Origin of the sequence: Pandoraea sp. XJJ-1 (assembly GCF_026802345.1) — a bacterium.
Classification (GTDB): domain Bacteria; phylum Pseudomonadota; class Gammaproteobacteria; order Burkholderiales; family Burkholderiaceae; genus Pandoraea; species Pandoraea cepalis.
The window spans coordinates 4,667,729-4,693,779 of the sequence record NZ_CP113827.1; the positions used below are offsets into that span (position 1 = coordinate 4,667,729).

The 26,051-nt window shown below is 63.3% G+C and carries 24 protein-coding genes; 13 read left to right on the forward strand and 11 right to left on the reverse strand.

The annotated features are described in order from the left end of the window. The first annotated feature begins 60 nt into the window (after positions 1–60). The gene (locus OYT13_RS21540) at positions 61–1,347 is read left to right on the forward strand and encodes an MFS transporter (RefSeq protein ID WP_017232889.1); all 1,287 of its coding nucleotides are present in this window, start codon (positions 61–63) and stop codon (positions 1,345–1,347) included. A 177-nt stretch (positions 1,348–1,524) separates the two neighbouring features. Beyond that, positions 1,525–2,649 (forward strand): alkene reductase, encoded by a 1,125-nt coding sequence (locus OYT13_RS21545; protein ID WP_017232888.1) that lies wholly within the window; start codon positions 1,525–1,527, stop codon positions 2,647–2,649. Here OYT13_RS21545 and OYT13_RS25315 read toward each other — a convergent pair. The 7 genes from OYT13_RS25315 to OYT13_RS21575 all read right to left on the reverse strand — a co-directional run bounded on the left by OYT13_RS25315 (position 2,619) and on the right by OYT13_RS21575 (position 8,082). Beyond that, positions 2,619–2,912 (reverse strand): type II toxin-antitoxin system PemK/MazF family toxin, encoded by a 294-nt coding sequence (locus tag OYT13_RS25315; protein ID WP_442796431.1) that lies wholly within the window; start codon positions 2,910–2,912, stop codon positions 2,619–2,621. The two genes, OYT13_RS21545 and OYT13_RS25315, sit on opposite strands and share 31 nt — an antisense overlap. Further along, positions 2,900–3,043: a hypothetical protein gene (locus OYT13_RS21550; protein WP_268566915.1), complete on the reverse strand. Its 144-nt coding sequence runs from the start codon at positions 3,041–3,043 to the stop codon at positions 2,900–2,902. The genes OYT13_RS25315 and OYT13_RS21550 overlap by 13 nt, the downstream gene beginning before the upstream one ends. Positions 3,044–3,079: 36 nt before the next feature. After that, positions 3,080–4,327 carry a mechanosensitive ion channel family protein gene (locus tag OYT13_RS21555; protein WP_017232886.1) on the reverse strand — a complete coding sequence of 416 codons (1,248 nt, stop codon included), beginning with the start codon at positions 4,325–4,327 and terminating at the stop codon, positions 3,080–3,082. Positions 4,328–4,493: 166 nt separating this feature from the next. After that, complete coding sequence (locus OYT13_RS21560; protein WP_017232885.1) at positions 4,494–5,693, reverse strand: osmoprotectant ABC transporter ATP-binding protein OsmV; 1,200 nt, start codon at positions 5,691–5,693, stop codon at positions 4,494–4,496. Continuing rightward, a complete protein-coding gene (locus tag OYT13_RS21565) occupies positions 5,690–6,337 on the reverse strand; it encodes an ABC transporter permease (protein ID WP_017232884.1) in 648 nt (215 codons plus the stop codon). The genes OYT13_RS21560 and OYT13_RS21565 overlap by 4 nt, the downstream gene beginning before the upstream one ends. Before the next feature lie 48 nt (positions 6,338–6,385). Continuing rightward, a complete protein-coding gene (locus tag OYT13_RS21570; RefSeq protein WP_017232883.1) occupies positions 6,386–7,327 on the reverse strand; it encodes a glycine betaine ABC transporter substrate-binding protein in 942 nt (313 codons plus the stop codon). A 20-nt stretch (positions 7,328–7,347) separates the two neighbouring features. Next, positions 7,348–8,082, reverse strand: coding sequence for an ABC transporter permease (locus tag OYT13_RS21575; RefSeq protein ID WP_017232882.1), 735 nt, complete (start codon positions 8,080–8,082; stop codon positions 7,348–7,350). A gap of 888 nt (positions 8,083–8,970) precedes the next feature. Between OYT13_RS21575 and OYT13_RS21580 the strand changes: the two genes are divergently transcribed. Further along, positions 8,971–10,338, forward strand: coding sequence for a GGDEF domain-containing protein (locus OYT13_RS21580; RefSeq protein ID WP_268566916.1), 1,368 nt, complete (start codon positions 8,971–8,973; stop codon positions 10,336–10,338). Positions 10,339–10,351: 13 nt separating this feature from the next. On the opposite strand, the gene OYT13_RS21585 is transcribed toward OYT13_RS21580, so the two are convergent. From OYT13_RS21585 to OYT13_RS21600, 4 genes are read right to left on the reverse strand one after another with little or no spacing between them, the layout of a single operon-like run. Further along, positions 10,352–10,771 (reverse strand): VOC family protein, encoded by a 420-nt coding sequence (locus OYT13_RS21585; RefSeq protein WP_017232880.1) that lies wholly within the window; start codon positions 10,769–10,771, stop codon positions 10,352–10,354. Beyond that, positions 10,771–12,315, reverse strand: a complete 1,545-nt coding sequence (locus OYT13_RS21590) for a SpoVR family protein (RefSeq protein WP_017232879.1) — start codon at positions 12,313–12,315, stop codon at positions 10,771–10,773. Before OYT13_RS21590 ends, OYT13_RS21585 begins: the two co-directional genes overlap by 1 nt. A 37-nt stretch (positions 12,316–12,352) precedes the next feature. Then, positions 12,353–13,615, reverse strand: coding sequence for a YeaH/YhbH family protein (locus tag OYT13_RS21595; RefSeq protein ID WP_017232878.1), 1,263 nt, complete (start codon positions 13,613–13,615; stop codon positions 12,353–12,355). Positions 13,616–13,630: 15 nt separating this feature from the next. Continuing rightward, a complete protein-coding gene (locus OYT13_RS21600; protein ID WP_017232877.1) occupies positions 13,631–15,553 on the reverse strand; it encodes a PrkA family serine protein kinase in 1,923 nt (640 codons plus the stop codon). 1,058 nt (positions 15,554–16,611) lie between these two features. Between OYT13_RS21600 and OYT13_RS21605 the strand changes: the two genes are divergently transcribed. The 10 genes from OYT13_RS21605 to lnt all read left to right on the forward strand — a co-directional run bounded on the left by OYT13_RS21605 (position 16,612) and on the right by lnt (position 25,940). Further along, a complete protein-coding gene (locus tag OYT13_RS21605) occupies positions 16,612–16,734 on the forward strand; it encodes a hypothetical protein (protein ID WP_017232876.1) in 123 nt (40 codons plus the stop codon). Then, positions 16,731–17,546, forward strand: a complete 816-nt coding sequence (locus OYT13_RS21610) for a metal ABC transporter ATP-binding protein (protein ID WP_268566917.1) — start codon at positions 16,731–16,733, stop codon at positions 17,544–17,546. The genes OYT13_RS21605 and OYT13_RS21610 overlap by 4 nt, the downstream gene beginning before the upstream one ends. Beyond that, entirely contained in the window at positions 17,543–18,406 is an 864-nt protein-coding gene (locus OYT13_RS21615) for a metal ABC transporter permease (RefSeq protein WP_268566918.1), read from the forward strand. The genes OYT13_RS21610 and OYT13_RS21615 overlap by 4 nt, the downstream gene beginning before the upstream one ends. An 11-nt stretch (positions 18,407–18,417) precedes the next feature. Beyond that, positions 18,418–19,347, forward strand: coding sequence for a metal ABC transporter substrate-binding protein (locus OYT13_RS21620; protein ID WP_017235218.1), 930 nt, complete (start codon positions 18,418–18,420; stop codon positions 19,345–19,347). Positions 19,348–19,559: 212 nt separating this feature from the next. Continuing rightward, positions 19,560–20,903: a tRNA (N6-isopentenyl adenosine(37)-C2)-methylthiotransferase MiaB gene (gene miaB / locus OYT13_RS21625; protein WP_017235217.1), complete on the forward strand. Its 1,344-nt coding sequence runs from the start codon at positions 19,560–19,562 to the stop codon at positions 20,901–20,903. Positions 20,904–21,023: 120 nt separating this feature from the next. Next, entirely contained in the window at positions 21,024–22,085 is a 1,062-nt protein-coding gene (locus OYT13_RS21630) for a PhoH family protein (RefSeq protein ID WP_130027980.1), read from the forward strand. Beyond that, positions 22,082–22,609 (forward strand): rRNA maturation RNase YbeY, encoded by a 528-nt coding sequence (gene ybeY, locus OYT13_RS21635; RefSeq protein ID WP_017235215.1) that lies wholly within the window; start codon positions 22,082–22,084, stop codon positions 22,607–22,609. The genes OYT13_RS21630 and ybeY overlap by 4 nt, the downstream gene beginning before the upstream one ends. Before the next feature lie 11 nt (positions 22,610–22,620). After that, positions 22,621–23,307 (forward strand): gamma-glutamylcyclotransferase, encoded by a 687-nt coding sequence (locus OYT13_RS21640; protein WP_268566919.1) that lies wholly within the window; start codon positions 22,621–22,623, stop codon positions 23,305–23,307. Between the two features lie 152 nt (positions 23,308–23,459). After that, positions 23,460–24,335, forward strand: a complete 876-nt coding sequence (locus OYT13_RS21645) for an HlyC/CorC family transporter (RefSeq protein WP_017235213.1) — start codon at positions 23,460–23,462, stop codon at positions 24,333–24,335. Between the two features lie 48 nt (positions 24,336–24,383). Then, complete coding sequence (lnt, locus tag OYT13_RS21650) at positions 24,384–25,940, forward strand: apolipoprotein N-acyltransferase (protein WP_268566920.1); 1,557 nt, start codon at positions 24,384–24,386, stop codon at positions 25,938–25,940. The last annotated feature ends 111 nt before the right edge of the window (positions 25,941–26,051 follow it).

Here is a 26,051-nt window from a genome sequence, read left to right on the forward strand (position 1 = left end):
GGTTCCCGCAAACGTTCCCGGGACGGCTGACGAGACCGATCCCCCGCAAGGATTTCCGCCATGAAGGCAGCCATCGCAAGGCGCATCAACGGTCACTTCCACTACGGCTGGATCGTGGTCGGGGTGATATTCCTGGTTCTGCTCGCATCGGCGGGCATTCGCGCGACGCCCAGCGTGATGATGGTGCCGCTCGAGCACGACTTCGGCTGGAGCCGCGCGACCATCTCGCTGGCCATTTCGGTGAATCTGGCGCTATACGGGTTGACCGGCCCGTTCGCCGCCGCTGCAATGCAGCGTTTTGGCATTCGCCCGACCGTCATGGTGGCGTTGCTGCTGCTCGCCTCTGGCACGGCCCTTTCGTCGCTGATGACCGCCCCCTGGCAGATGGTGTTGATCTGGGGCGTGATGGTCGGCGGCGGCACGGGTGTGGCGGCCATCACGTTGGCCGCCACCGTGGCGAACCGCTGGTTCCACACGCATCGCGGTCTGGCGATGGGCATCCTGACGGCGAGTTCGGCCACCGGTCAGATGGTCTTTCTGCCGATGATGGCCGCGATCATCGAGCGTCACGGCTGGCGACCGGTGGTGCTGATCGTGGCGATCGTCGCGGCGCTGGTGCTGCCGCTCGTCGCGTTCCTCCTGCCGGAGCGTCCGGGGTCGGTTGGCCTGCGCCCGGTCGGCGCCCCTGAAGACGCGCCGGATATCCCGCTCGCGCAAGGCAATCCGCTGACCCACGCGTTGTCGGTACTGCGCGTGGCGGCCGGCAAGCGTGACTTCTGGCTCTTGTTCTTCAGCTTCTTCATCTGCGGCGCGAGCACCAACGGCTACATCGGCACGCACTTCATCGCGATGTGCAGCGATTACGGGCTCTCCGAAGTCAAGGGAGCCGGCATTCTCGCGGCGATGGGCATGCTCGATCTCGTGGGCACCACGCTTTCGGGCTGGCTCTCCGATCGATACAACAGTCGCGTGTTGCTGTTCTGGTATTACGGGTTGCGCGGGCTGTCGCTGATTTACCTGCCGTATGCGTTCGGCTTCGATTTCTTCGGCCTGCCGCTCTTTGCGCTGTTCTACGGCCTGGACTGGATCGCGACCGTGCCGCCGACCGTGCGCCTGACGACCGATGTGTTCGGCAAAACGGCGGCCCCCATCGTGTTCGGCTGGATCGTCGCGGGGCACCAGCTCGGTGCAGCAACGGCCGCCCTGGTCGCCGGCTCGCTGCGCGCCACGCTCGGCAACTACACAATGGCATCGATGCTCTCGGGCGGCGTGTGCATTATCGGCGCGCTCATGGTGCTGCGCATTAACCGGCGCGCACCGAGTCAGCCCGTCCCGGCCGGCGCGTAATCCTGCCATCGGGCCGCCGTGATGCCTCGCACCGGTACACGTATTGCCGAGCATCGAGACGCGTTTTTGCATCGACAGGCGTCGCCTTTGGTGACGTCGGCGAGATTTCAGCAATTGCCGTAACCTATTCAAGTTTTGTGCAGGACAGCATCCCCCATTTTCACAGGACCCTGAACAATGACGGACTCGCAACACCCTCAACTCACCGCGCTCGACACCGACCTCTTCTCGCCGTACCGGCTGGGTCCGCTCGAACTGCGCAACCGTATCGTGATGGCACCGCTTACGCGCAGCCGCGCCGGTGCCGGCGACGTGCCGGGCTCGATGAACGCCGAGTACTATGTGCAACGCGCGTCGGCCGGACTCATCATCAGCGAAGCCACCAACATCTCGCAGCAAGGCAAGGGCTATGCCTTCACGCCGGGCATCTACACCGAAGCGCAGATCGCCGGCTGGAAAGGGGTGACGGACGCGCTCCACGCCAAGGGCGGAAAGATCTTCTGCCAGCTCTGGCACGTCGGCCGTATCTCGCACACGTCGCTGCAGCCTGACGGTGCGCTGCCGGTCGCGCCTTCGGCGATTCAACCGGCGGGCAAGGCCTTCACGGAACACGGTTTCGAGCCGCACCCGACGCCGCGCGCGCTGGAGACCGCCGAGATCCCGGGCATCGTCGAGCAGTATCGTCATGCTGCCGAGTGCGCGAAGCGCGCCGGTTTCGATGGTGTGGAAATCCACGCGGCGAACGGCTATCTGCTCGATCAGTTCATGCGCGACAAGACGAACCACCGCACCGATCAATACGGCGGCAGCATCGAGAATCGCGTGCGTCTGACCCTGGAAGTCACGCAGGCCGTCGTCGATGTGTGGGGCGCCGATCGCGTCGGCATTCGCCTCTCGCCGGTCAGCCCGGCGAACGATTGCGGCGACAGCCATCCGGAACCGGTATTCACGTACGCGGTTGAACAGCTCAACCGTTTCGGCCTCGTATATCTGCACATCGTCGAAGGCGCGACGGGCGGTCCCCGTGAGGTCGAGAACGGTTTCGATCTGCAGAAGCTTCGTCAACGCTTCACTGGCACCTTCATGGCCAACAACGGTTACGACCTCGCGCTGGCGATCGAGGCGCGCAAGGAGAACCGCGCTGATCTCATCGCGTTCGGCAAACCGTTCATCGCCAATCCGGATCTGGTGGAGCGCCTCCAGCGCGGCGGCCCGTTCAACGACCTGGATCGCGCCACGCTTTACGGCGGCGACGCGCACGGCTATCTCGACTATCCGACGCTTGACGAATCGGCGGCATAACGCGCCGTAGCGCCTCGCGTCGGATCGTTGCGCTGCGTCAGAAAGGGCTCCTGCGGGAGCCCTTTCTGTCTGGCGAGTGCAATATCAATCGCGTCGTGCGTCGTGCGTCGTGCGTCGTGCGTCGTGCGTCGTGCGTCATGCGTCGTGCGTCGTGCGAGTCGTACGAGAAGAATCACGACACATGGCCGCGTCTTCCTGATCTCACACCCAATGGCGGGGTCCAGTGAAACGGCCCACACTTCGCCTCGTTTCACCGCGTCCACTCCTCCTCATCGAAGTCGTTGCCGAAACTCCACAACTGCCGCTCCTCGTCGTTGACCATGTCGCCCAGTTCAATCGGCGGCATTTCGCTCTGTTCACTCCCCACACAACCCAGTTCGTCTCGTTCATCCATATCCCACTCCGATGTCATTCCCCCGTCACCGCGCGGTTACGCCGCCCGCTGCCCTTGCCAACGCACCAGATCCGCACCCGCCGGATTCTGGTACATGCGCAAGCCGAACTCGGGCAGGATCGCGAGCAGATGATCGAAGACATCGCCCTGCACGCGTTCGTACTCGGCCCACACCGTGGTGTTGGTGAAGCAATACAGTTCGACCGGGATGCCCGTGGCGGACGGCTCGAGCGAGCGCACCATGCACGTCATGCCCTCGTGAATGTTCGGATGCGCCTTCAGATACGCCAACGCATACGCGCGGAAGGTGCCGATGTTCGTCAGCCGCCGGGTGTTGGCCGGCACCGCCGCGGCAATGCCCAGCGCGCCCAGCGCCGCATTCGCATCGGCCAACGAACGCTGCTTATCCGTCAGATACGACCCAAGCAGATGCAGCCGCGACAGGCGCGCAATCTCCGCTTCGTCGAGAAACCCGACGCTACCCGCATCGACACACAGCGTGCGCTTGATGCGGCGGCCGCCCGACTGCTGCATGCCGCGCCAATTGCGAAAGCTCTCGGCAATCAACCGCCAGGTCGGGATCGTGGTGATCGTCTTGTCCCAGTTCTGCACCTTCACGGTATGCAGGGCGATGTCGACCACATCGCCGTCGGCACCCACTTGCGGCATTTCGATCCAGTCGCCCACGCGCAGCATGTCGTTCGACGTAAGTTGCACGCTGGCGACGAACGACATGATCGTGTCCTTGAACACCAGCAGCAGCACCGCCGACATCGCCCCCAGACCGGAGAGCAGCAGCCATGGCGAACGGTCGATGATCGTCGCCACGATCGCGATCGCCGCGACCACATACAGCGCGATCTTGCCTAACTGCACATATCCCTTGATCGAGCGCGTGCGCGCGTGCTCCGAGAGCGCGTAGACGGTTTGTGCGGCGTCGAGAATGCCTGCGATGGCCAGCGTGGCGTAGAGCAGCGTCATCGCAAGCGCGACGTTGCCGATGATCATGAGCGCCTTCGCTGGCAGATCCGGCACCCACGCGATGCCGAACTGAATCACGAGGTACGGCAAGATCCGCGCCGCGCGGTGAAAAACGCGATGCGCGAGCAAGGCGTCGTCCCAACGATTCGCCGTACGCTGTACGACGATGCGCACCACGCGAACGATCAGGCACCGCGCCACCGCTTGCACCAACAGCGCCACCATGAGCAGTATCGCCAACGCCCCGGCCAACCGTGCCCATGGCGCGTTGTCGAACCATGCCATCATTGCTTCCCACGTCATCCTGCAACTCCTTGCCTGCTGATTGTCCCGAGCGTTGCGCCGCGCAGGTGAATACAAAAAAAGACGGCCAGACATCGGGCCGTCATTCGTTGACTTGCCGGGCGAATGTCAGTGACGCTCACCCGTCGACGACCGCGCAAGCCATCGTCTCGAATCAGGCGCCAGGTTACACCGTCGCACCGAACGGAACACTCGCGATCACATGCGGCGCACCTGACGGCGGCGGCACCGTGATCGTTCCGCCCCCGTTGCCACGCGACCTGCCTGAACTCAGATAGTCCGCGATGGAATCCTGCGTGACCTCGCCGAGGTACTGGTTGTCGTCGCCCAGCACCGGCAACGACGCCAGGTTGTGCTCATACATGCGCGAGAGCAGCACCCGGAGGTTGTCGCCCGCCACCGCCGACGCCTTGAATTCGCGCACCCGCTCACCGCACGCCCCGAGCGCATGACGCGTGTCGCGACGCGCAACGTAACCCAACGCGCGCGCATTCTCGTCAACGACAACCAACGAGCGCGTGTCGAGTTCGTCCATCATGCCGTAGGCCTCGGCCAGCGTTGTCTGCGGCTTGACGGTCGGCTGCGGCGTGGCCGCGTCTTCTGCGCGCACCAGCAACAGGCGCTTGAGAATTCGGTCATGTCCCACGAAGCTCGCCACGAACTCGTCGACCGGACGCGCCAGCAACGCATCGGGTTGCGCGCACTGCACCAGACGCCCCTGACGGAAGATCGCGATGCGGTCCGCCAGCTTGATCGCTTCGTCGATATCGTGGCTGACCATGATGACGGTCTTGCCCAGTTGACGCTGCATCTGCAGGAACTCGTTCTGAATCGATTCGCGGTTGATCGGATCGACCGCACCGAACGGTTCGTCCATCAGCAACACGGGCGGATCGGCGGCCAGCGCGCGAATCACGCCGATACGCTGCTGCTGACCGCCCGACAGCTCGCGCGGGTAACGCGACAAATAGCGCTTCGGATCGAGCGCCACCATCGCCATCAGCTCGGTTGCGCGGGCACGGCAACGTGTCTTGTCCCAGCCGAGCAAACGCGGCACGACGGTGATGTTCTCCTCGATGGTCATATTGGGGAACAGGCCGATCTGCTGGATCACATAGCCGATGTGGCGACGCAGTTCGATTTCGTTGATGTTGCCGGTGTCTTCGCCGTTGAGCAGAACGCGCCCGGACGTCGGCTTGATGAGCCGGTTGATCATCTTGAGCGTGGTCGTCTTGCCGCAGCCCGACGGGCCGAGGAAGACGCAGATCTCGCCCGGCGGCACGTCAAGGCTGACCGAATTCACGGCGGTCATGGGCGTGCCGTCCTTCTGGACGAAGTGCTTGGTGAGATTGTCGAGTGTAATCATACGGTTCGGATTCCTTTGGGGGTCAGCACGCGCTGCAGGCGGTGCAACAGGGTGTCGGCGACGATGGCGAGCAGGCTCACCATGACCGCACCCGCGACAAGCTGCCGGGTATCGCTCTGACTGATTCCCTGGGTGATCAACACCCCGAGACCGCCGGCCCCGACGATGGCGCCAATGGCCATCACGCCGATATTCATGACGACGGCCGTGCGCACGCCGCCCAGCACGACCGGCACGGCGAGCGGCAATTCAACCAGACGCAGGCGCTGCCAGAAGGTCATGCCGATGCCGATGCCCGCTTCGCGAATGCTCGGGTCGATCTGCTGCAACGCGAGGCTCGTGTTGCGCATGATCGGCAGCAGCGAATACAGGAACACGGCGGCAACGGCCGGCGCTGGCCCGATCCCCATGCCATAGACCGACAGCACCGGAATCATCAGGCCGAACAGCGCGATCGACGGAATGGTGAGCACGACGGTAGCCAGGCCAAGCACGGCGCCCGACAGCCAGCGAAAACGCGTGACCAGCACACCCAGAGGTACGCCAACCACAATGGCCGCCCCTACCGACGCGGCCACCAGCCACGCATGCTGACCGGTGAGAATCAGAATACGGTGCCAGTTATAGGTGAGAAATTCAATCATGGGACTCCTCGGTCAGTCACTTTCAGGGCAAGCAACGGGCGATCGCCGTCACTGCACCAGTCCTTCCTGCTTGAGGAAGTCACTCGCCACACGCGAAACGGCACGATGATCGATGTCGACCATCGCATTCATGTCGCGCATGTTCTCGTTGTTGATCTTCGCGGACAGCGCGTTGAGTTCGTCGGCGAGGTCGGGATGGGCGTCGAGCACCGCCTGACGCACCACGGGCGTGGCCGCATACGCCGGGAAGAAGCCCTTGTCGTCGGCCAGCACCTTCAGATCGAACCCCTTGTTGCGTCCGTCGCTCGTGTAGACGAGGCCGGCGTCGATCTGCGCGTTCTTGAGCGCCGTATAAACGAGGCCCGGATCCATCTGCTTGATGTTGCGTCGCGCGAGATGAAAGTCGTAGAGCTTCTCCATCGGTACAAGCCCGTCCGAGCGGCCGACAAACTCAAAATCGAAGGCGAACTGCATCTTCGGATTGGCTCGGAATCGGTCCACGAGTTGCGACACCGTCTCGATGCCCGCTTCGCGCGCGATATTGCCGGGCATGGCAAACGCATACGTATTGTTGAGCGCCGACGGGTTGAGCCAGACGAGGCCGATCTTGTCGTCGAGTTCCTTCACGCGCGCATAGGTCTGCTGCGGATCGAGCTTCTCGGTGACCTTGTTGTAGACGATCAGTGAGGTACCGGTGTACTCCCAGACGATGTCGAGCTGATCGCTCTCCATGCCCTGACGCATGACGACACTGCCCAGACCATTCTTGAGTTCGACGTCGTACCCCAGGCTGCGCAGATACTGGGTCGTCATTTCCGAGAGGATCAACTGCTCGGTGAAGTTCTTGCCGCCGACCGTGAGGGTCTCGGCATGCGCGGTGCCGCTCGCGGCGCCCGCGACGATCACGCCAAGCGCCAGACAGGCCGCACCGAGGCGTTTTAACCAGCGCGGCGCCATGCCCTTGCGCGGACGAGAAAATGAAACTTGCATAAGTAGGGGTCTCCTTTGCCTTAGCGGGCAGGGGCGCCGTGGCGCGCGAACCAGAGGCCGCTGGCGAAGGCGACGATGCCGTCGAGCACGAGCGCAAGCACTGCGGTCCCGCCGGCGCCGAGCAGCAGCTTCGTCGGGTCGTTCAGATAGATGCCGGGGAAGATCAGCTGTCCCAGACTGTCCGCGCCGATCAGGAACGCGAGCGGCGCGGTGCCGACGTTGATCGCAAGCGCGGTGCGAATGCCGCCGACAATGACCGGCATAGCGTTGGGCAGATCGACGCGGAACAGCACTTGCGCGGGCGTCATGCCCATACCGCGCGCCGATTCCCGCAATGCGGGCGGCACCTGCCGCAGGCCCTCGTACGCATTTCTCACGATGGGAAGCAGCGATGCGAGCCAAAGCGCGAGAATGGCGGGCCGATCGCCGATACCCAGCACGGCCATCGACAACGCCAGCACGGCGAGCGACGGCAGCGTGTTGCCGATATTGAAGATCTGCACCGCGCGCTCGGCGTGCTTCTCGAACGTCGGGCGCGAGATCAGCATGCCCGCGGGCACGCCGACCACGATTGCCATCGTCATCGAGATCGCTACGAGTTTGAGGTGCTGCTGGGTGTAATAGACCAGGTCGCCCCGGTATTTGACGAGCGCATCGACGCCCAGCCAATACAGCAGACCGGTGACTGCGACGGCAACGCCGAGCAGTCCGAAGCCTGCCAAATAGAAAATGCGGTACTGCTTCGCCACGTTCATGCTCCCTTTGAATGGGTTGGCAGCGCTGGCGCAGGGCAATAGCAATCGCCCCGCGTGACAACGCGGTCAAACAAGCATGACAACTGTTAGCTGCCTTGCGAATTGTGAAGTGTTCGCTCCGAGGGTCTGTGGAAGACGACGGTGACGAACCAGGCGTCGCGAAATGCGACATGAGAGACAAGCTTTCGACGCCATGAGCGCCTGGGCCTCTCGGTGCACGCTTATTGAAAACGCGCGAATGTTCTACGGCACAAACTCATTGCGTGATGGAACGGAATGTCGGCGCAACGAGGAACACCGACAACCCTCTGACTTCTGCTTCTATGGGCCAATCGCGGCGATTGGCTTTTTTTATTCTAGTACAGATAGTGCGTCGCTGCCAAGCCGCCGCCCACCTTACGAGTGAAATCCCATGCATTTCTGTGCAACATCCGCTCTTATCGCGCACAATGCGTCGGATTACAAATCAATTGCACGCGCTTCAATTCACCGTCATCACTGGCGTTGCGGGAATTCCCCCGCGCGCGCTCCGAATTTCGTCGACGCCAAGTTCCGCACAGCGGATCAGCGTGCCGCGCCGATTTATTTTCCGCGACGACGGCATCGCGCTTTCGCGCGCCCGAAAACGTTGCGCAGGCGGTCCGAAATCCGCGCCTCGGCGAGGGTCGAACGGGAATGCAACGCGCGCCATTCGAAACGGATGCCAACCCGAAGAAACTCGTGTATTCTCCGACGTTTATCTTAGTTTTCAACTATTTAGCGAAGAATCGGGGAAACGGGACTGTCACGTGAGGCAACGATCTTGCGGCCAGTCTCGGGCGCGATGGTTGAACGGCAAAAGGGCGATCGTGCGCGAAGCACGAGGTCGTTGATTGGCGAATAAGAACTATGAAAACTACCATCAGCCGTACCGAACCCGGCAATCGTGTCGCCGCAACCACTATCCTGGTCGCGTGCGCCGCACTCACGCTCGCCGGATTTTTCGCGCGCGCCATCCAGGGCGAGGTCAACCCCTTACTGACGTTCTTCCTCGTCTCGGCCGGCGGCATTCTTAACCTGTCGACCGCGTGTCTGCTCGGCGTGCAGTACCTCTACAACGGCAAGCGATATTTCGCGCAATTCGGATGCGCCTTCCTGCTGCGCGGACTCTTCATGTTTACCGAGGGGGTGTTGCTCGCGAACCAGCTCGCCGGCATTGCAACGCATGTCACGCACGCGCCCTTCTGGCTTTGGTTCATGGCCGAAGCGAGCTTCGCAGCGTACGTGATGCTGAGCGTGCACAGTTATACACGCACGCGCAGCGATCCGCACATCCGTCCCGGCTATAAGGAAGCCGCGTGGTATGGCGCCACCGTGCTCGTCATCTGGGCGACGGTGTCACTGGCGCTGATCGGCACCGGCCGCCCGCTCATCGTGGCGCCTCCGGTCGGTGGCATCGGCGTCGAGACGCTCGCCCTATACGGGCTTTTCGTCGCTTATGTCGCGCTATGGTGGCGTGTCGCGGCCGTCACGCGCCTGTCTCACAAGCTGTTTCTGCTCGTGTGGGTGGTCGTCACCATCTCGCTGTGCCAGTTGCTGCTTTCGCTCACAGCGCCCAACGACGCGTCGTATCAATGGTATGCCGCACGCCTGCTGGCGTTGGCATCGCCCGGTGTGGCAACGCTTGCCCTGGTCTGGGAAATCACGCGCCAGTATCAGTCGCTCGCGCTCACGAACACGGACCTGGTCGAGAAGGTCTTCGTCGATCCGCTCACGCACATCTACAATCGCCGCTATTTCGACAATCGCATCCGCCTCGTTGCCGACCGGGTTCAGCAACGTGCGATACCCCTGTCGTTGCTGCTGATCGACATCGACTTCTTCAAACAGGTCAACGACCGCTACGGGCATCCGTTCGGCGACACCGTGCTGCAACGTATCGCCAGCACGATCCAGCACTGCATTCGGCTGCCGAGCGATTTCGCGGTGCGCCTGGGCGGCGAGGAGTTTGCGGTGGTGTTGCCGGAAATAGATCAACAGGCCGCCCTGCGCGTGGCCGACCGTATTCGCGAATCGGTCAAGCGCGCGAGCACCGAGCTACTTCCCGAGAAGGCGCGCGACAGAGGCGAGGCCATCACGATCAGCGTGGGCATTGCAACGTGGCAACCCGGCGAGACGCTCGTCATCAGCGCGATGCTCGAGCGTGCCGACAGGGCGCTCTATCAAGCCAAGCACAAGGGACGCGATCAAAGCGTGCTGGGGCAGTTGGCGGCCTGATGCCACGCCCGACTCAACGAAGCGGACGGAACGGCGGCCCCTTGAGTTCGACGGTATTGCCGTCTGGATCGTCGACGTAGCACGACGGCCCTTCGCCGTGCGCCCCATAGCGCGGCACGACCTCACCGAGCGTCACCCCATGCGAGGCCAGTTCCTGACGGATGGCCACCGCGTCGAACGGTTCGACCCGCAGACAGAAGTGATCGAGATTGCGCCCCTCGGGGCCGGGTGCCGCCCCGCCCCGGCGGCCGATTTCGCCGGCGACGTCGACCAGATCGATCAACGCGTCGCCCGCACGAAGTTGCACCAGCCCAATGTCGGCCTGCACCTTCTCCAGCGTGCAGCCCAGGACGTCGATATAGAAGTGCTGGAGCCGCTCGACGTCGTTGGTGCGCAGCACCACGTGATCGAGCGCAACGAACGGAATCCTCATCAGGCACTCAGCGCATAGCGCCGCCGCTTCTCGACCTTGGTCTCATGCGTCATCTCGTTGCGGCCATCCTCGAACACCGTCTCCAACCGCACCGTGAAGCCCCAGAGGCGCGCCACGTGCTTGAGCACCTCTTCGAAGCTATCGTCGAGCGGCTTGCGTTCGCTCTGCACATGGCGCAGCGTGAGCGATCGATCGCCATGCAGATCGACGTGCGAGACCTGGATGTTCGGCTCCAACTGGCTGAGGTTGTATTGCTGCGCGAGCATCTCGCGAATTTCACGATAGCCGGCGTCGTTATGAATGGCCGTCACGCGCAGGCGGCTGTCGCGGTCGTCGTCGAGCACGGAGAACAGCTTGAGATCGCGAATGACCTTGGGCGACAGGAACTGCTGGATGAAGCTCTCGTCCTTGAAGTTGCGCATGGCGAAGTCCAGCGTCGTCAACCAGTCGGTGCCGGCGATGTCCGGCGCCCATTGGCGATCTTCCTCGGTCGGCGCTTCGCACATGCGGCGAATGTCCTGAAACATCGCAAAGCCCAGCGCATACGGATTCAGACCGCTGTAGTACGGGCTATCGAAGGACGGCTGGTACACCACGTTCGTGTGCGCATGCAGGAACTCCATCATGAACGCGTCGTTGACGAGCTTCTCCTGGTAGAGCTGCTGCAGAATCGTGTAGTGCCAGAACGTTGCCCAGCCCTCGTTCATCACCTTGGTCTGACGCTGCGGATAGAAGTACTGCGCGAGCTTGCGCACGATGCGCACGATCTCGCGCTGCCAGGGGGCCAGCTTGGGGGCGTTCTTCTCGAAGAAATACAGCAGGTTTTCCTGCGGCTCCCCCGGGAACGGTGCCTCTTCGGACTCGGTGGGATCGAGCCCGTCGTCCTCGTCGTCATCGTGCAGGGGGTGATGAGGCAACGTGCGCCACAGATCGTTGATCTGCATTTGCAGATAGTTCTCGCGCTCTTTCTGGCGCGCCTGTTCCTGCGCCAGCGACAGGCGTTTTGGTCGCTTGTAGCGGTCGACGCCATAGTTCATGAGCGCATGGCAGGAGTCGAGCAGCAGTTCGACCGATTGTTCGCCGTAGCGCTGCTCGCACTCGGTGATGTAGTTGCGCGCAAACAGCAGGTAGTCGACGATGGCGTCGGCGCTCGTCCAGGTGCGGAACAGATAATTGCCCTTGAAGAACGAGTTATGACCGTAGCTGGCGTGCGCGATGGTTAGCGCCTGCATGGTCATGCTGTTCTCCTCCATCAGATACGCGATGCAGGGGTTCGAATTGATGACGATCTCATACGCCAACCCCATCTGTCCGCGCTTGTAGCCGCGCTCGGACGACAGGAAGTGCTTGCCGTACGACCAGTGGTGATAGCCGATGGGCAGCCCCACGGTCGCATAGGCGTCGAGCATTTGCTCGGCGGTGATGATCTCGATCTGGTTGGGATACGTGTCGAGTCTGAAGTTCGCCGCGATGCGCGCGATCTCATGCTCGTAGCGCTGAATCAGCTCGAACGTCCATTCCGATCCGGTGGATATATACGCCATGATGCGTCCTCGTTGCGGGGCCGACGCCGGGCGGTTTTCAGGCCGCCTTCTTCTTGAACAGGTCGTGCAGCACCGGATAGATCTCGGCCGCCTCCATGATGCGCTGCATCGCGAAATTCGGATGCCGCTGCTTGACCGACAAGTATTCGTTCCACAGGTTCTGCGGCTCGGCGCTGGCCACCTCCACGTACGCGAAGTACTGCACGGCAGGCATGATCGACTGCATCAGAATATCGCGGCAGATGGGCGAATCGCCGTCCCAGTTATCGCCGTCGGACACCTGCGCCCCGTAGATATTCCAATCGCTCGGCGAATAACGATCCGCGATGATTTCCGTCATCAGCTTGAGTGCGCTGGAGACGACGGTCCCTCCGGACTCGCGGGCATAGAAGAAGTCGTCTTCGTTGACTTCCTTCGCCGTCGTGTGGTGCCGGATGAGCACCAGATCGATGCGCTCGTAGTTATGCCGCAGGAACAGATAGAGCAGCATGAAGAAGCGCTTGGCCAACTCCTTGCGGCTCTGGTCCATCGACCCGGAGACATCCATCAGGCAGAACATGACAGCCTGCGCCTGCGGCCGAGGCTGCATGATCCGATTCGAATAACGCAGGTCGAGCTTCTCGATGTACGGAATGGCTTCGATGCGCGTGCGAAGTCGCGACATCTCCGGCAACATCGCCAGCGCGCGCGGCGACGTGTCGCCCTCACGCGAGACAATGTCCGCGTACGCGGCCTCCAGCTCACGCAACTGCTTGCGGTACGGCGCCGTGAGCGCGATGCGGCGACCCAGCGAGCTGCGCATCGTACGAATGACGTTGAGGTTCGACGGCGTGCCGTCGACGGAATAGCCCGCGCGAACCTTGCGGAATTCCGGAATCTGCGCGAGCCGGCGTTTCGCGAGGTCCGGCAGGGCCATGTCCTCGAAGAAGAATTTCAGGAACTCCTCGCGCGAGAGGTTGAAGACGAAATCGTCCTCGCCCTCTCCCGAGTCGCTGGCGCGGCTGCCGCCGCCCCCCGCGCCCGACGGCGGACGCTCGAAATTGTCGCCCACCACGAACTCGCGATTGCCGGGATGAATCATCTCCCGCCGCCCGCCGGGTCCATGGTGGAACAACGGCTCCGAAATGTCCTTGACCGGGATCGAGACCTGTCCGCTGCCATCGATATCGGTAATCTTGCGCCCAGCCACCGCCTTCGCTACCGCGCGTCGAATCTGATCGCGATAGCGCTTGATGAAGCGCTGTTGGTTGATGGCGCTTTTGTTCTTGCCGTTTTGCCGTCTGTCGATGATTGCTGACATAGTGGCCCCGATTGCTTACGAGGATTTGCGCACGCGCAGATACCATTCCACGAGCAGGCGGACCTGCTTCGGGGTATAGCCTTTTTCCACCATACGGTTGACGAAGTTGGCGTGTTTTTCCTGATCCTCCTTGGACGACTTCGCGTTGAACGAGATCACCGGCAGCAAGTCCTCGGTGGTCGAGAACATGCGCTTTTCGATGACCGCGCGCAGCTTCTCGTAACTCGTCCAGAGCGGATTCTTGCCCGCGTTGTTGGCACGCGCGCGCAGGACGAAGTTGACGATCTCGTTGCGGAAGTCTTTCGGATTCGTGATCCCAGCCGGCTTCTCGACCTTCTCCAGTTCGTCGTTGAGCGCGGTGCGATCGAGGATCTCGCCGGTGTTCGGATCGCGATATTCCTGATCCTGAATCCAGAGATCCGCAAAGTTCACATAGCGATCGAAAATGTTCTGACCGTACTCCGAATACGACTCCAGGTACGCCGTCTGAATCTCCTTGCCGATGAACTCCACGAACGGTGCCGTCAGATACTCCTTGATGTAGGCGAGATACCGCTTCTCGACTTCTCCCGGGTACTGTTCGCGCTCGATTTGCTGCTCAAGCACATACAGCATGTGCACCGGGTTGGCGGCCACTTCCGTGTTGTCGAAGTTGAAGACCTTGGAGAGCACCTTGAAGGCGAAGCGCGTGGACATCCCCGTCATCCCCTCGTCCACCCCGGCGTAGTCGCGATACTCCTGGTACGACTTGGCCTTCGGGTCGATGTCCTTGAGGTTCTCACCGTCGTAGACTCGGACCTTGGAGAAGATGTTGGAGTTTTCGGGCTCTTTCAGACGCGTGAGCACCGCGAACTGGGCGAGCATCTTGAGCACATTCGGCGCGCGTGGTGCGTTGGAGAGCGAGCTGTTCTTGACGAGCTTCTCGTAGATCTTCACCTCGTCGGTCACCCGCAGGCAGTAAGGCACCTTCACGATGTAGATCCGGTCGAGGAAAGCCTCATTGTTGCGGTTGCCCTTGAAGCTTTGCCACTCGGCCTCGTTCGAGTGCGCCAGCACGATACCGTCGAACGGAATCGCACCGAAACCTTCCGTGCCCTTGTAGTTGCCCTCCTGCGTGGCGGTCAGCAGCGGGTGGAGCACCTTGATCGGCGCCTTGAACATTTCCACGAACTCGAGCAGGCCGCGGTTGGCCAGGCACAAGCCCCCCGAATACGAGTAGGCATCCGGGTCGTCCTGCGGAAATTCCTCGAGCTTGCGGATGTCGACCTTGCCGACCAGCGACGAAATGTCCTGGTTGTTTTCATCGCCCGGTTCGGTCTTGGCAATGGCGATCTGTTGCAGCACCGACGGGCGCACCTTGACCACACGGAACTTGGTGATGTCGCCGTTGAATTCGTTCATGCGCTTGGTGGCCCACGGCGACGGGATCGTATTGAGATACCGCAGCGGTATGCCGAAGTCCTCCTCCAGAATCTTGCCGTCTTCGTCGGGCGAGAACAGGCCCAGGGGTGATTCGTGCACCGGCGATCCCTTCAGGCAATAGATGGGCACGTCTTCCATCAACGCCTTGAGCTTCTCTGCCAGCGACGACTTGCCGCCGCCCGGGGGGCCCAGCAGGTACAGGATCTGTTTGCGCTCTTCGAGCCCTTGCGCGGCGTGTTTGAAGAACGACACGATCTGCTCGATCGTGTCTTCCATGCCGTAGAAGTCACGGAAGGCGGGATAGATCTTGATGATCTTGTTCGAGAACAACCGCGAAAGGCGCGGGTCGTGGTGCGTGTCGATGAGCTCAGGCTCACCGATGGCGCGCAGCATCCGCTCGGAAGCCGATGCGTAAGCCGTCGCGTCCTTCTTACAGATTTCCAGATACTCCTGGATGCTGTATTCCTCTTCCTTGCGTGCTTCGAAACGTGTCGTGTAGTGGCTGAAAATATCCATATGCCTCACCCCCGCCTCATCGGAAAACATCGCGACGCGATGTCCGCTCTGTTGCCTAAGACCTGGATGACTGCGCAAAGGTTTCGACCTGGCTCACTGCATGCCGGAGCGACTGTCGCGAAACCTTTCGCACGGTCCCCTCCCTCACATGAACGACTCAAAATAGGTTTAGGTTGACTTTAAACTTGTCGCTGAAAATTGCAACCGTTACCTCATCATATGCACAAAACAAAAAAACTGTCGCTAGATATTTTCCGCAGCGCTAAGCATCGTCTATCCGCCATATTCCACGCGGGTTTGCGCCTCATCTACGCATTGCGCACGTCAGCGGAACCGCCTCACAAACCGCGCGATTTTTCGGCAACTTTCCCACGCAATGCGCACTCGGGTTTGCCTGCATTCGACCGTGTTTGAATTCGTCGACGCTTACTAAGGAATGCTATCTATCCGATAGATTTTTCCACGCACATTCAGCGCGCCGTGCGCACGCGTTTGCAGAAAAAAGTGGGCGGCCCGACGACGTCGACGAACGCGAAGACGTGGGCGCGTGATGGAGTGCTTTCCTGTCGAGGCGACGCGACTGCGCGAAGTCGCGAAGGTCGTGCGATCGTCATGCTGCGAAGCATGGTGTCGCGAGCGGAAAGTCGACGACGGCCGGATGTCTGAACGAGCGAACCTCCTGGGCGATTTCGGCATGCCTGCGGCGCTTGCCCTACCGTCGGTCGGAAGGTTCCGACCCGGGCCGTTGCACCCCACCATGCCACCGTCTCATCAATGCCTTGCAAATTGCCGATCCCTGGAATGAAGCGAACAGCGTGCCAGTGACCCGAGCTTGAACCCATGTTACGCCGGTTCGCCCGACTCTGCTGCGCCGATATGTAACGTGCTGTGTCCCGGCACGCCTCGCAGACCGCTCGAGCCCAAGGGCCCCGACGATCCATGAGCACAGCGACACGCATCGATTCGTGCCATAATGCAACATTGTTGCATTTATTACACAGTTGCAAACTGTGTCTGAGCGTCGCCGCGCCGACGCCTAATCCATCCACGCGTCGTCCATGATTCGTTTTTCCGTTTGGCTCTACCGCCTGGCTGGCTGGGAACGCACCGTCCTGTCGTTGCTGGTGCTCCTGCCGCTTTGGGCACTCGTGTACTGGGCTCTGCAGGGGGTCGCCCCGTGATCGGCTGCCAGGATCTCTCGGTTCACTTCGGGCCGAACGTGGCGCTCGATCGCGTCAGCGCAACCTTTGCGCCCGGCGTGCTCTGCGCGGTCGTCGGCCCCAATGGCGGCGGCAAGACCACACTGCTGCGCGCACTCGCGGGCCTTCAAAAGCCATCGACGGGCAAGATCGTCTGCGACGGGCCGGTCGCCTACCTGTCGCAACGGCCCGAGACTGACCACCGATTCCCCATGTGCGTCGAAGAGTACGTGCTGACCGGCACATGGCGGCGCACGGGCGACGCACGACGTCTCGGGCGCGACGAAGTCGAGCGCGCTCACGAGGCCCTTGCACGCGTCGGTCTTGCCGACAAACGGACGCAAGCGCTGGAGGCCTTGTCCGGCGGGCAATGGCAGCGCGCCCGCTTCGCGCGGCTGATTGTGGAAGACGCCCCGATCGTTTTATTGGATGAACCCCTCACCGGCATCGACTTGCCTTCGGCGGAACTGTTGCTCACCTTGCTGGATCAATGGCGCAGCGAGGGACGCACGGTGGTGGCGGTGCTCCATGATCTGCCGCTCGTGCGCGAGCGCTTCGCGCACGTCGCCGTGATGGCCGGTCGGCTGGTGTCGACGGGCACGCCGGCCGAGTGTCTGCACGGCGGGCTGCCGTCTGCCGACAGTGCGGCTGGCGGCGCGCATGCGGGCTTGTCCGGCGCGGGCGGCTACACCGCCCGCGTTGCCGGCCCCGCGTCGGCAGCCTATGGCTTGCCGCCCCACGGGGGTTCGCGCGCGCCGGGCGCGATCACGACCTCGGGGGGAGGCCGCCGATGAGCGGGGTTCTCGATCTGATCGTCGGCCCGTTCTCGGAGTTCGACTTCATGCGCCACGCGTTGGTCGGCAGTCTCGCGCTGTCGGTCGGCTGCGCGCCGGTAGGGGTTTTCCTGCTGCTGCGGCGCATGAGCCTGATGGGCGATTCGCTCTCGCATGCGGTGTTGCCGGGCGCCGCCATCGGCTACCTGATTGGCGGCCTGTCGCTGCCCTGGATGGCGGGCGGCGGGATGGTGGCGGGCTTGCTGGTGGCCCTGCTCGCCGGACTGTCGAGCCGCCGCACGCGGCTGGACGAGGGGGCCTCGTTCGCGGGCTTCTATTTATTGGCGCTGGCCGGTGGCGTGGTGATTGTCTCGAAATGGGGCAACAGCGTCGACCTGATGCACCTGCTCTTCGGCTCGGTGCTCGCGGTGGACGATCCGTCGCTGATTCTCGTGGCCGCGATAGCATCCGTGACGCTCCTATGGTTCGGATGGCATTATCGCGGTCTCGTGCTCGACAGCGCCGATCCGGCGTTTCTCGGTCACGACCACGGCAGGGGCGTCATGCGCTATCACCTGGGCTTTACGGTGCTCACGGTGATGAACCTCGTCGCGGGGTTTCAGGCGATGGGCACGCTCATGGCCGTGGGACTGATGATGCTGCCGGCGGCCACCGCCCGGCTCGTCGCCCGCACGCTGCCGGGCATGCTGCTCGTGGCCTGGCTGGTCGCGAGCGCGTCAAGCGCCATCGGATTGCTGCTTTCGTATTACCTGGCCTGCCCTTCGGGACCGGCCATCATTCTGACAGCGGGCATCGCCTACCTGGGCGCGCTGCTTGCCACGCCGGGCCACGCCAATGCGGCCAAGGCCCCGGCGCTTTGAGAGAGGAAAACATGTTCGGATTGGGTCAATCGGCTGGCAAATCGTGGTTTGGCGCGGCGCGCCTCGCCGCACTGCTCGCCATGGCGCTGGCGCTCGCCAGCCCGGCACGCGCGCAGGACACGCACCTGCCCGTTGCCGCAAGCTTCAGCATCCTGTCCGACATCGTCAAGTCCGTCGGTGGCGACCGGGTCGACGTGACGACGCTCGTCGGTCCCGATCAGGACACGCATGTCTACGAGCCCACGCCGGCGGATGTCGCCAAGATTTCGGGGACCAAGCTCTTCTTCGTCAATGGCCTGGGCTTCGAAGGCTGGATGCCTCGCTTGATGAAGGCGAGCCACTATCCCGGCAAGCTCGTCACCGTCACCCAAGGCCTCAAAGCGCGCACGATGGTCGACGAGGGAAGGACCGTGCCCGACCCGCACATGTTCCAGGATCCCGAACGTGTCAAAACGATGGTCGATAACATCGCCGCCGCCCTGTCGCAAGCGGACCCGTCCGGCAGCGCCTATTACGCGGAACGCGCCAGGAACTACCGCGGCGCACTCGATGATCTGATCACCTGGGCCAACAAGCAGTTCGCGCCGATTCCGCCGGCCCGCCGCGTTGTCCTCACGTCGCACGACGCCTTCGGCTACCTCGGTCAGCGCTTCGGCGTCAGGTTCCTTGCCCCGGAAGGCGTGTCGACCGAAAGCGAAGCCAGCGCCCGGGACGTGGCGAACCTGATCCGCGTGATTCGCCGCACGGGTATCAAGGCCGTTTTCATGGAAAACATCTCCAATCCGCGCCTGATCCAGCGCATCGCCCGCGACGCCAAGGTGACGGTCGACGGCAAACTGTATTCCGACGCCCTGTCGCAGAATCCGGAAGCCACGACCTACCTTCAGTTGTTCCAGCACAACGTGCGCGCCATCGCCGCCGCGATGAAGGACAACCGCTAGTCGGTCACCGCCCCGCCCTCCGCGGTGCACGCGCTATACGCGCTATAATGCGTGCACCACACACCGGCCCCGCTAGGGAGGTCCGGACAGGCCGGCCACGCCGGCTTTTGCGTTTGGGCCGCCGCTTCTCTCTCGCGGCCGGGCAAGACTGAACCCCTGAAACATTCATTACGGACGCCCCCAGGTCAACCACTGCGAACGGCGCACACTCAATGGCAAAGAAGATTTATATCAAGACGTTCGGCTGTCAGATGAACGAGTATGACTCCGACAAGATGGCGGACGTACTGGGCGCCGCCGAAGGGCTGGAAAAGACGGACACGCCCGAAGACGCCGACGTCATCCTGTTCAACACTTGCTCCGTACGCGAAAAGGCGCAGGAAAAGGTGTTCTCGGATCTGGGCCGCATGCGCGCGCTCAAGGAAATCAAGCCGGACCTGGTCATCGGTGTCGGCGGCTGCGTCGCCAGCCAGGAAGGCGCCGCCATCGTGCAGCGCGCCCCCTATGTGGACGTGGTGTTCGGCCCGCAGACCCTGCACCGTCTGCCGCAGATGCTCGAAGCGCGTCGCGCCACCGGGCGCTCGCAGGTCGACATCTCGTTCCCGGAAATCGAGAAGTTCGATCACCTCCCGCCCGCCAAGGTCGAGGGAGCGACCGCCTTCGTCTCGATCATGGAAGGCTGCTCGAAGTACTGCAGCTATTGCGTGGTGCCCTACACGCGAGGGGACGAAGTCTCGCGCCCATTCGAAGACGTGCTCACCGAGATTGCCGGCCTGGCCGAGCAAGGCGTGCGCGAAATCACGCTGCTGGGTCAGAACGTGAACGCCTATCGCGGGTCGATGGCCGACGGCGAGATCGCCGACTTCGCGCTGCTCATCGAATACGTGGCCGAGGTGCCTGGCGTCGAGCGCATTCGCTACACGACCAGCCATCCGAAGGAATTCACGCAACGCCTGATCGACACCTACGCCAAGGTGCCCAAGCTCGTGAGCCATCTGCACCTGCCCGTGCAGCACGGCGCCGACCGCGTACTCTCGGCGATGAAGCGCGGCTATACCGCGCTGGAATACAAGTCGATCATCCGCCGCCTGCGTCAGGTGCGCCCGGACATGTCGATGTCGTCGGACTTCATCGTCGGCTTCCCCGGCGAGACGGAAGAGGATTTCGACAAGCTCATGGCGATGATTCACGAGATCGGCTACGACACGAGCTTCTCGTTCATCTACAGCCCGCGCCCGGGCACGCCGGCCGCCAACCTGCCGGACGACACGCCGCGCGAGGTCAAGCTGCGCCGTCTGCAACATTTGCAGGCGGTGATCGAGGAGAACGCCGCGCGCATCAGCCAGCGCATGGTCGGCTCGCGTCAGCGTATTCTCGTCGAAGGCGTGTCGCGCAAGGACCCCAACGAGCTGCAAGGCCGCACGGAGAACAACCGCGTGGTGAACTTCCCGGCAACCGAAGCCCAGCGCGCCCACCTGATCGGCCAGATGACCGACGTCGTGATCACGCTCGCCTACCCGCACTCGCTGCGTGGTGAATTGCTCACCACGCACTGACCGAAATTTGCGACTATGATCGGATCCGGCAGATTCGGGCGCACCCACCTCATGCATCGCGTGCCCGAGCCTGCCCCCGGCGACTCCATCGAACGATCTGAACAGGCACCCGACCGGATCATCTTGAAAGCACCCGTCCAAGAATTCACCGCACCGCGCGACGACAACCGCCGTCTGGCCAACCTCTGCGGCCCGCTCGACGAGAACCTGCGTCAGATTGAACAGGCGCTCGACGTTTCCATTTCCCGCCGCGGCCATCGCTTCGCCGTTCGCGGCAAGAGCGCCGCGATCGCCACCCAGGCCATCGAGAGCTTTTACAACCGCGCGACCGAGCCGCTGTCGGTCGACGATATCCAGTTGGGCCTCGTGGAGTCGCGTCAGGGGCTCGTTCCGAGCGTGCGTCACGGCGACGACAACCCGTTTGCCGCCGGCGAGACGGAAGACGGATCGCCCGTACTGCACACGCGCCGCAGCGATCTGCACGGTCGTACGCCGGCGCAGCGCGACTATCTCAAGCAGATCCTGTCGCACGACGTGACATTCGGCATCGGCCCGGCGGGCACCGGAAAGACCTATCTGGCCGTGGCCTGCGCCGTCGACGCCCTGGAGCGCGACGCCGTCAAGCGCATCGTCCTGACGCGCCCCGCCGTGGAAGCGGGCGAGCGCCTGGGCTTTCTCCCCGGCGATCTGGCCCAGAAGGTCGACCCGTACCTGCGCCCGCTCTACGACGCACTCTACGATCTGCTCGGCTTCGACAAGACACAAAAGTATTTCGAGAAGCAGATGATCGAGATCGCGCCGCTCGCGTACATGCGCGGGCGCACGCTCAACCACGCGTTCATCATTCTTGACGAGGCGCAGAACACTACGCCCGAGCAGATGAAGATGTTCCTGACGCGCATTGGCTTCGGCAGCAAGGCGGTCGTGACCGGCGACACCACGCAGGTCGACCTGCCACGCGGCCAGAAGAGCGGCCTGATGGAAGCGCAGGTGATCCTGAAGAACGTTCGCGGCATCGCCGTGACCCGCTTTACCAGCGTGGACGTGGTGCGTCACCCGTTGGTCGCCCGCATCGTCGATGCATACGACGCCCACGCGCAGCTTGACGAAGCCAGCCTCGAGGCGCGCGTGTCGGCCGAACGCGCCCCGCGCGCCGCCCGCGCATCGCGAGGCAAGGCATGAGCGAGCGAGCCTCGCGTTCGCCGCGTCATGCACTCACGCTGACGCACCAGTTCGTGGCCGGTCCGGCGTTCGCCACGCACAAGGCATTGCTCACGCGCACCACGCTGCGCCGCTGGGTGCAGGCCGCGCTGCTCGCCGACGCCGAACTGACCCTGCGCTTCGTCGGCGCGGAAGAAGGACAGACGCTGAACCGCGGCTATCGCGGCAAAGACTACGCGACCAACGTGCTCACGTTTGCCTATGCGCAGCACGACAGCGACCCGGTAACAGGCGACATCGTGTTGTGCTGCCCGGTGGTCGAGCGCGAAGCGAACGAACAGGGTATTACGCTCGAAGCGCACTACGCCCATCTGATCGTGCACGGCGTGCTTCACGCGCAAGGTTACGACCACGAAGCGGACGATGAGGCACAGGAGATGGAAGGCCTCGAAACGGAGATTCTCACCGGTCTCGGCTACGCCGACCCTTACTTGGTCGAAAAGCTCCCGAAGTCCCGCACACCGGCCAACGCGCGCCGCGCCTGAACCGATATCGCATGGACCGCTTCCCCAATCGCCCGTCGGCCCCCGAGACGCCACCGGCCAGTGTGTCGAGCGGTCCCGGGTGCAACCAGTACCCGCCGGATCTCGGCGACGCCCGTCATCTGAGCCAGCAAGAACTCGCGGGCTCGCTGGATACCGCGCTCGCCCACTGGGATGGCCGCGAGGATCTGTGGATCTTCGCGTACGGCTCGCTCATCTGGAATCCGGGCCTGCCCGTCGAGGAGAGCCTGCACGCTCGCGTCTTCGGTTATCACCGAGGTCTGTATCTGTGGTCGCGCGTCAATCGAGGCACCCCCGAGCAACCGGGACTCGTGCTGGCCCTCGACCGTGGCGGCTCGTGTGCAGGGGTGGCGCTGCGGCTCTCGGCAGCCAAGGCGCGCGCCGAACTCGAAACGCTCTGGTATCGCGAGATGGCGATGGGCTCGTATCGTCCGGCATGGCTCAATTGCGCCCTCGCCGACGGCCGCAGCGCGCCCGCGCTCGCATTTGTCATGCGACGCGATGTAAAGAGCTACGCCGGCCGCCTGCCCGACGACATCATCCGCAAGGTCTTCGATCAGGCGCAGGGTCGCTACGGCACAACGCACGATTACGTTGCCCGCACGGTCAAGGCGCTGCGCGACGCCGGCATGCCCGATCCGGCGCTGGAAGCCGTGCTGCACCGCTGCGGTGCGCGCTGAGATCGTCTGTGCGTCCTGAAATCCGCCGCATCGCGTGGACACGACGTCGGCGCCACGCGACGCGGCGGTACTGACGCAGAGTTGCCGTACATCTGGTGTATCCTTGAGCTTCCTGTAACAGCTCGGCGTCCGCCCACCTTGGACGCGCCGTCATGAACGACCCATATCCCAGTCGACCCGGTCGAAAAAACACCGATAAACCCCGCTCGCTGCTCGAACGCCTCACCGATCTGATTTCCCCGGAACCGGAGTCGCGTGCGGAGCTGCTTGAAATTCTGCAAGACGCCCACGCCCGCAACCTGATGGACGCCGATTCGCTGGCGATGATCGAGGGCGTATTCCAGGTGGCCGACCTGTGTGCCCGCGACATCATGGTGCCGCGCGCGCAAATGGACGCCATCAACATCGAACAGACACCCGACGAGTTCGTCCCCTTCGTGCTGGAACAGGCGCACTCGCGCTATCCGGTGTACGAAGGCAATCGCGACAACATCATCGGCATTCTGCTCGCGAAGGATCTGGTGCGTTACTACGCCAATCACGACTTCGACGTGCGCGACATGCTGCGCCCGGCGGTGTTCATTCCCGAGTCGAAGCGTCTTAACGTGCTGCTGCACGATTTCCGCGTCAATCGCAATCACATCGCCATCGTCGTCGACGAATATGGCGGCGTGGCCGGCCTCATCACCATTGAAGACGTGCTCGAACAGATCGTCGGCGATATCGAGGACGAGTACGACTTCGACGAGGAAGAAGACAACATCATTGCCGCGCCCGACGGCACGTATCGCATTCGTGCCCTCACCGAGATCGAGCAGTTCAACGAGGCGTTCGGCACGCAGTTCACTGACGCCGAGAACGACACGATCGGCGGTATGATCACGCACCAGTTCGGCCGAGTACCGCGTCGTGGCGAGCGCATGCGTTTGGGCAATCTCGTGTTCGAAGTGCTGCGTGCCGACGGCCGTCAGATTCACGTGCTGCTGTTGCGGCGCATGGAAACGGCTGGCGCCGATCCGACTGCCTGACGTCTTGACTCACGCTCCGATCAACGTCTACATCGACCCATGCAGGAAATGACCCTCCACGCGCCCGAGCGGCGCTCGTGGCCCGCTTGGCGTGCCCGCGCGCTCGCCGGCCTGGCCGGTATCGCCCAGACCCTCGCCTTCGCGCCGCGCGACGTCTGGTGGCTGCAACTGCTTGCCATGGCCGGGCTGTTCGCGCTCGTCGAGCGCAGCGCGTCGCGCCGCGACGCCCTCTGGCTGGGCGGCAGTTTCGGCGTCGCGTCGTTCGCGTCCGGCATCTGGTGGCTCTATATCAGCATGCATACGTACGGCGGCATGCCCGGCATCATGGCCGGTGCAGCCGTGCTGCTGTTCTCGATCTATCTCGCAATCTATCCGGCGCTGGCGACGTTCATCACGCGTGGGGTGTCCCCCAGCGGCCTGTGGCGTACCCTCGCGTTCGCAGGGGCATGGACGCTCGCGGAATGGCTGCGCGGCACCGTCTTCACGGGCTTCCCGTGGCTGTCGCCCGGCTACGCCCATGTCGATGGCCCACTGGCAGGCTTTGCGCCGCTCATCGGGGTCTACGGCATTGGCGGACTCGCCGCACTCGCGGCGGCTTGGCTCGCCCGCGCAGTGCTTCCCGTCGCCGGCACGACACCACAGCCTGGGCCCGCCCGGCGGCTGGCGGCGGTCGTCGGTGTGCTGGCGCTGCTCGGCGCGGGCGCCGGGCTCGCGCGCCACGCCTGGACCACCCCGTCGGGCAAGCCGCTCACCGTTCGGCTGCTGCAAGGCAATATCGCGCAGGACATGAAATTCGAGCGCGCGGGGATCGATCACGCGATGGCCTTGTATCGCGACATGATCGTGGCCGCACCGGCGGACCTCATCATCACGCCGGAGACGGCCTTCCCCGTGTTGCTGCAAGGCATACCGCCCGATGTGGCCGGCCCGATCCGCGAATTCGCCGATCGCACCGGCTCGCACGTGGTGCTCGGGGCCGTCGGCGCCACGCTCACCGATCGCGGCCCGACGGACTTGACCAACAGCCTGTTCGGCGTCACGCCGCGCGACGCGACGCTGCACCGCTACGACAAGCATCATCTCGTGCCATTCGGCGAATTCGTTCCGTGGGGTTTTCGCTGGTTCGTCGACATGATGCACATCCCGCTGGGCGACTTTCTGCGCGGCACGGCCACACCGAGCGGCTTCGCGGTCGCCGACCAGCGCGTGGCGCTCGACATCTGCTACGAAGACTTGTTTGGCGAGGAAATCGCCCAGACGCTGCGCAGCATGCCCGAGCCCGCGACGGTGCTCGCCAACTCGACCAACCTCGCGTGGTTCGGCGACACCATCGCGCTCGACCAGCATCTGCAAATTGCGCGCATGCGCACGCTCGAAACGGGACGTCCGATGCTGCGGGCGACGAACACCGGCACGACGGCGATCATCGATGCCCACGGCCGCGTACAGGGCCGTCTGCCAACGATGACCACGGGCGCTCTCACGGGCAGCGTACAGCCCTACAGCGGCCTCACGCCATACGTCCGCTTCGGCAACCTGCCCGCGCTGGGGCTCGCCCTGATCGCGCTGGGCCTCGGACTGGCCATGTCGCGCCGGGCGCGCTGAGTCGAGCCGACGTCGCACCGGCGACATCGAAATGACGCGGGGGACCGTGAAAATCCCCCTGTCGGGCTACCCGAAGGGCATCGACGCCCCGTTCGGGTCGAATTCCCGCTA

Coding starts and splice junctions, on each gene's coding strand:
- OYT13_RS21545 (WP_017232888.1), top strand. CDS start 1,525: ATGACGGACTCGCAACACCCTCAACTCACCGCGCTCGACACCGACCTC.
- OYT13_RS21565 (WP_017232884.1), bottom strand. CDS start 6,337: ATGATTGAATTTCTCACCTATAACTGGCACCGTATTCTGATTCTCACC.
- lnt (WP_268566920.1), top strand. CDS start 24,384: ATGACCCTCCACGCGCCCGAGCGGCGCTCGTGGCCCGCTTGGCGTGCC.
- OYT13_RS21570 (WP_017232883.1), bottom strand. CDS start 7,327: ATGCAAGTTTCATTTTCTCGTCCGCGCAAGGGCATGGCGCCGCGCTGG.
- OYT13_RS21640 (WP_268566919.1), top strand. CDS start 22,621: ATGGACCGCTTCCCCAATCGCCCGTCGGCCCCCGAGACGCCACCGGCC.
- OYT13_RS21580 (WP_268566916.1), top strand. CDS start 8,971: ATGAAAACTACCATCAGCCGTACCGAACCCGGCAATCGTGTCGCCGCA.
- OYT13_RS21595 (WP_017232878.1), bottom strand. CDS start 13,615: ATGTCAGCAATCATCGACAGACGGCAAAACGGCAAGAACAAAAGCGCC.
- OYT13_RS21575 (WP_017232882.1), bottom strand. CDS start 8,082: ATGAACGTGGCGAAGCAGTACCGCATTTTCTATTTGGCAGGCTTCGGA.
- miaB (WP_017235217.1), top strand. CDS start 19,560: ATGGCAAAGAAGATTTATATCAAGACGTTCGGCTGTCAGATGAACGAG.
- ybeY (WP_017235215.1), top strand. CDS start 22,082: ATGAGCGAGCGAGCCTCGCGTTCGCCGCGTCATGCACTCACGCTGACG.
- OYT13_RS21585 (WP_017232880.1), bottom strand. CDS start 10,771: ATGAGGATTCCGTTCGTTGCGCTCGATCACGTGGTGCTGCGCACCAAC.
- OYT13_RS21540 (WP_017232889.1), top strand. CDS start 61: ATGAAGGCAGCCATCGCAAGGCGCATCAACGGTCACTTCCACTACGGC.
- OYT13_RS21615 (WP_268566918.1), top strand. CDS start 17,543: ATGAGCGGGGTTCTCGATCTGATCGTCGGCCCGTTCTCGGAGTTCGAC.
- OYT13_RS21555 (WP_017232886.1), bottom strand. CDS start 4,327: ATGACGTGGGAAGCAATGATGGCATGGTTCGACAACGCGCCATGGGCA.
- OYT13_RS21560 (WP_017232885.1), bottom strand. CDS start 5,693: ATGATTACACTCGACAATCTCACCAAGCACTTCGTCCAGAAGGACGGC.
- OYT13_RS21645 (WP_017235213.1), top strand. CDS start 23,460: ATGAACGACCCATATCCCAGTCGACCCGGTCGAAAAAACACCGATAAA.
- OYT13_RS21620 (WP_017235218.1), top strand. CDS start 18,418: ATGTTCGGATTGGGTCAATCGGCTGGCAAATCGTGGTTTGGCGCGGCG.
- OYT13_RS21605 (WP_017232876.1), top strand. CDS start 16,612: ATGATTCGTTTTTCCGTTTGGCTCTACCGCCTGGCTGGCTGGGAACGC.
- OYT13_RS21600 (WP_017232877.1), bottom strand. CDS start 15,553: ATGGATATTTTCAGCCACTACACGACACGTTTCGAAGCACGCAAGGAA.
- OYT13_RS21550 (WP_268566915.1), bottom strand. CDS start 3,043: ATGGATGAACGAGACGAACTGGGTTGTGTGGGGAGTGAACAGAGCGAA.
- OYT13_RS21590 (WP_017232879.1), bottom strand. CDS start 12,315: ATGGCGTATATATCCACCGGATCGGAATGGACGTTCGAGCTGATTCAG.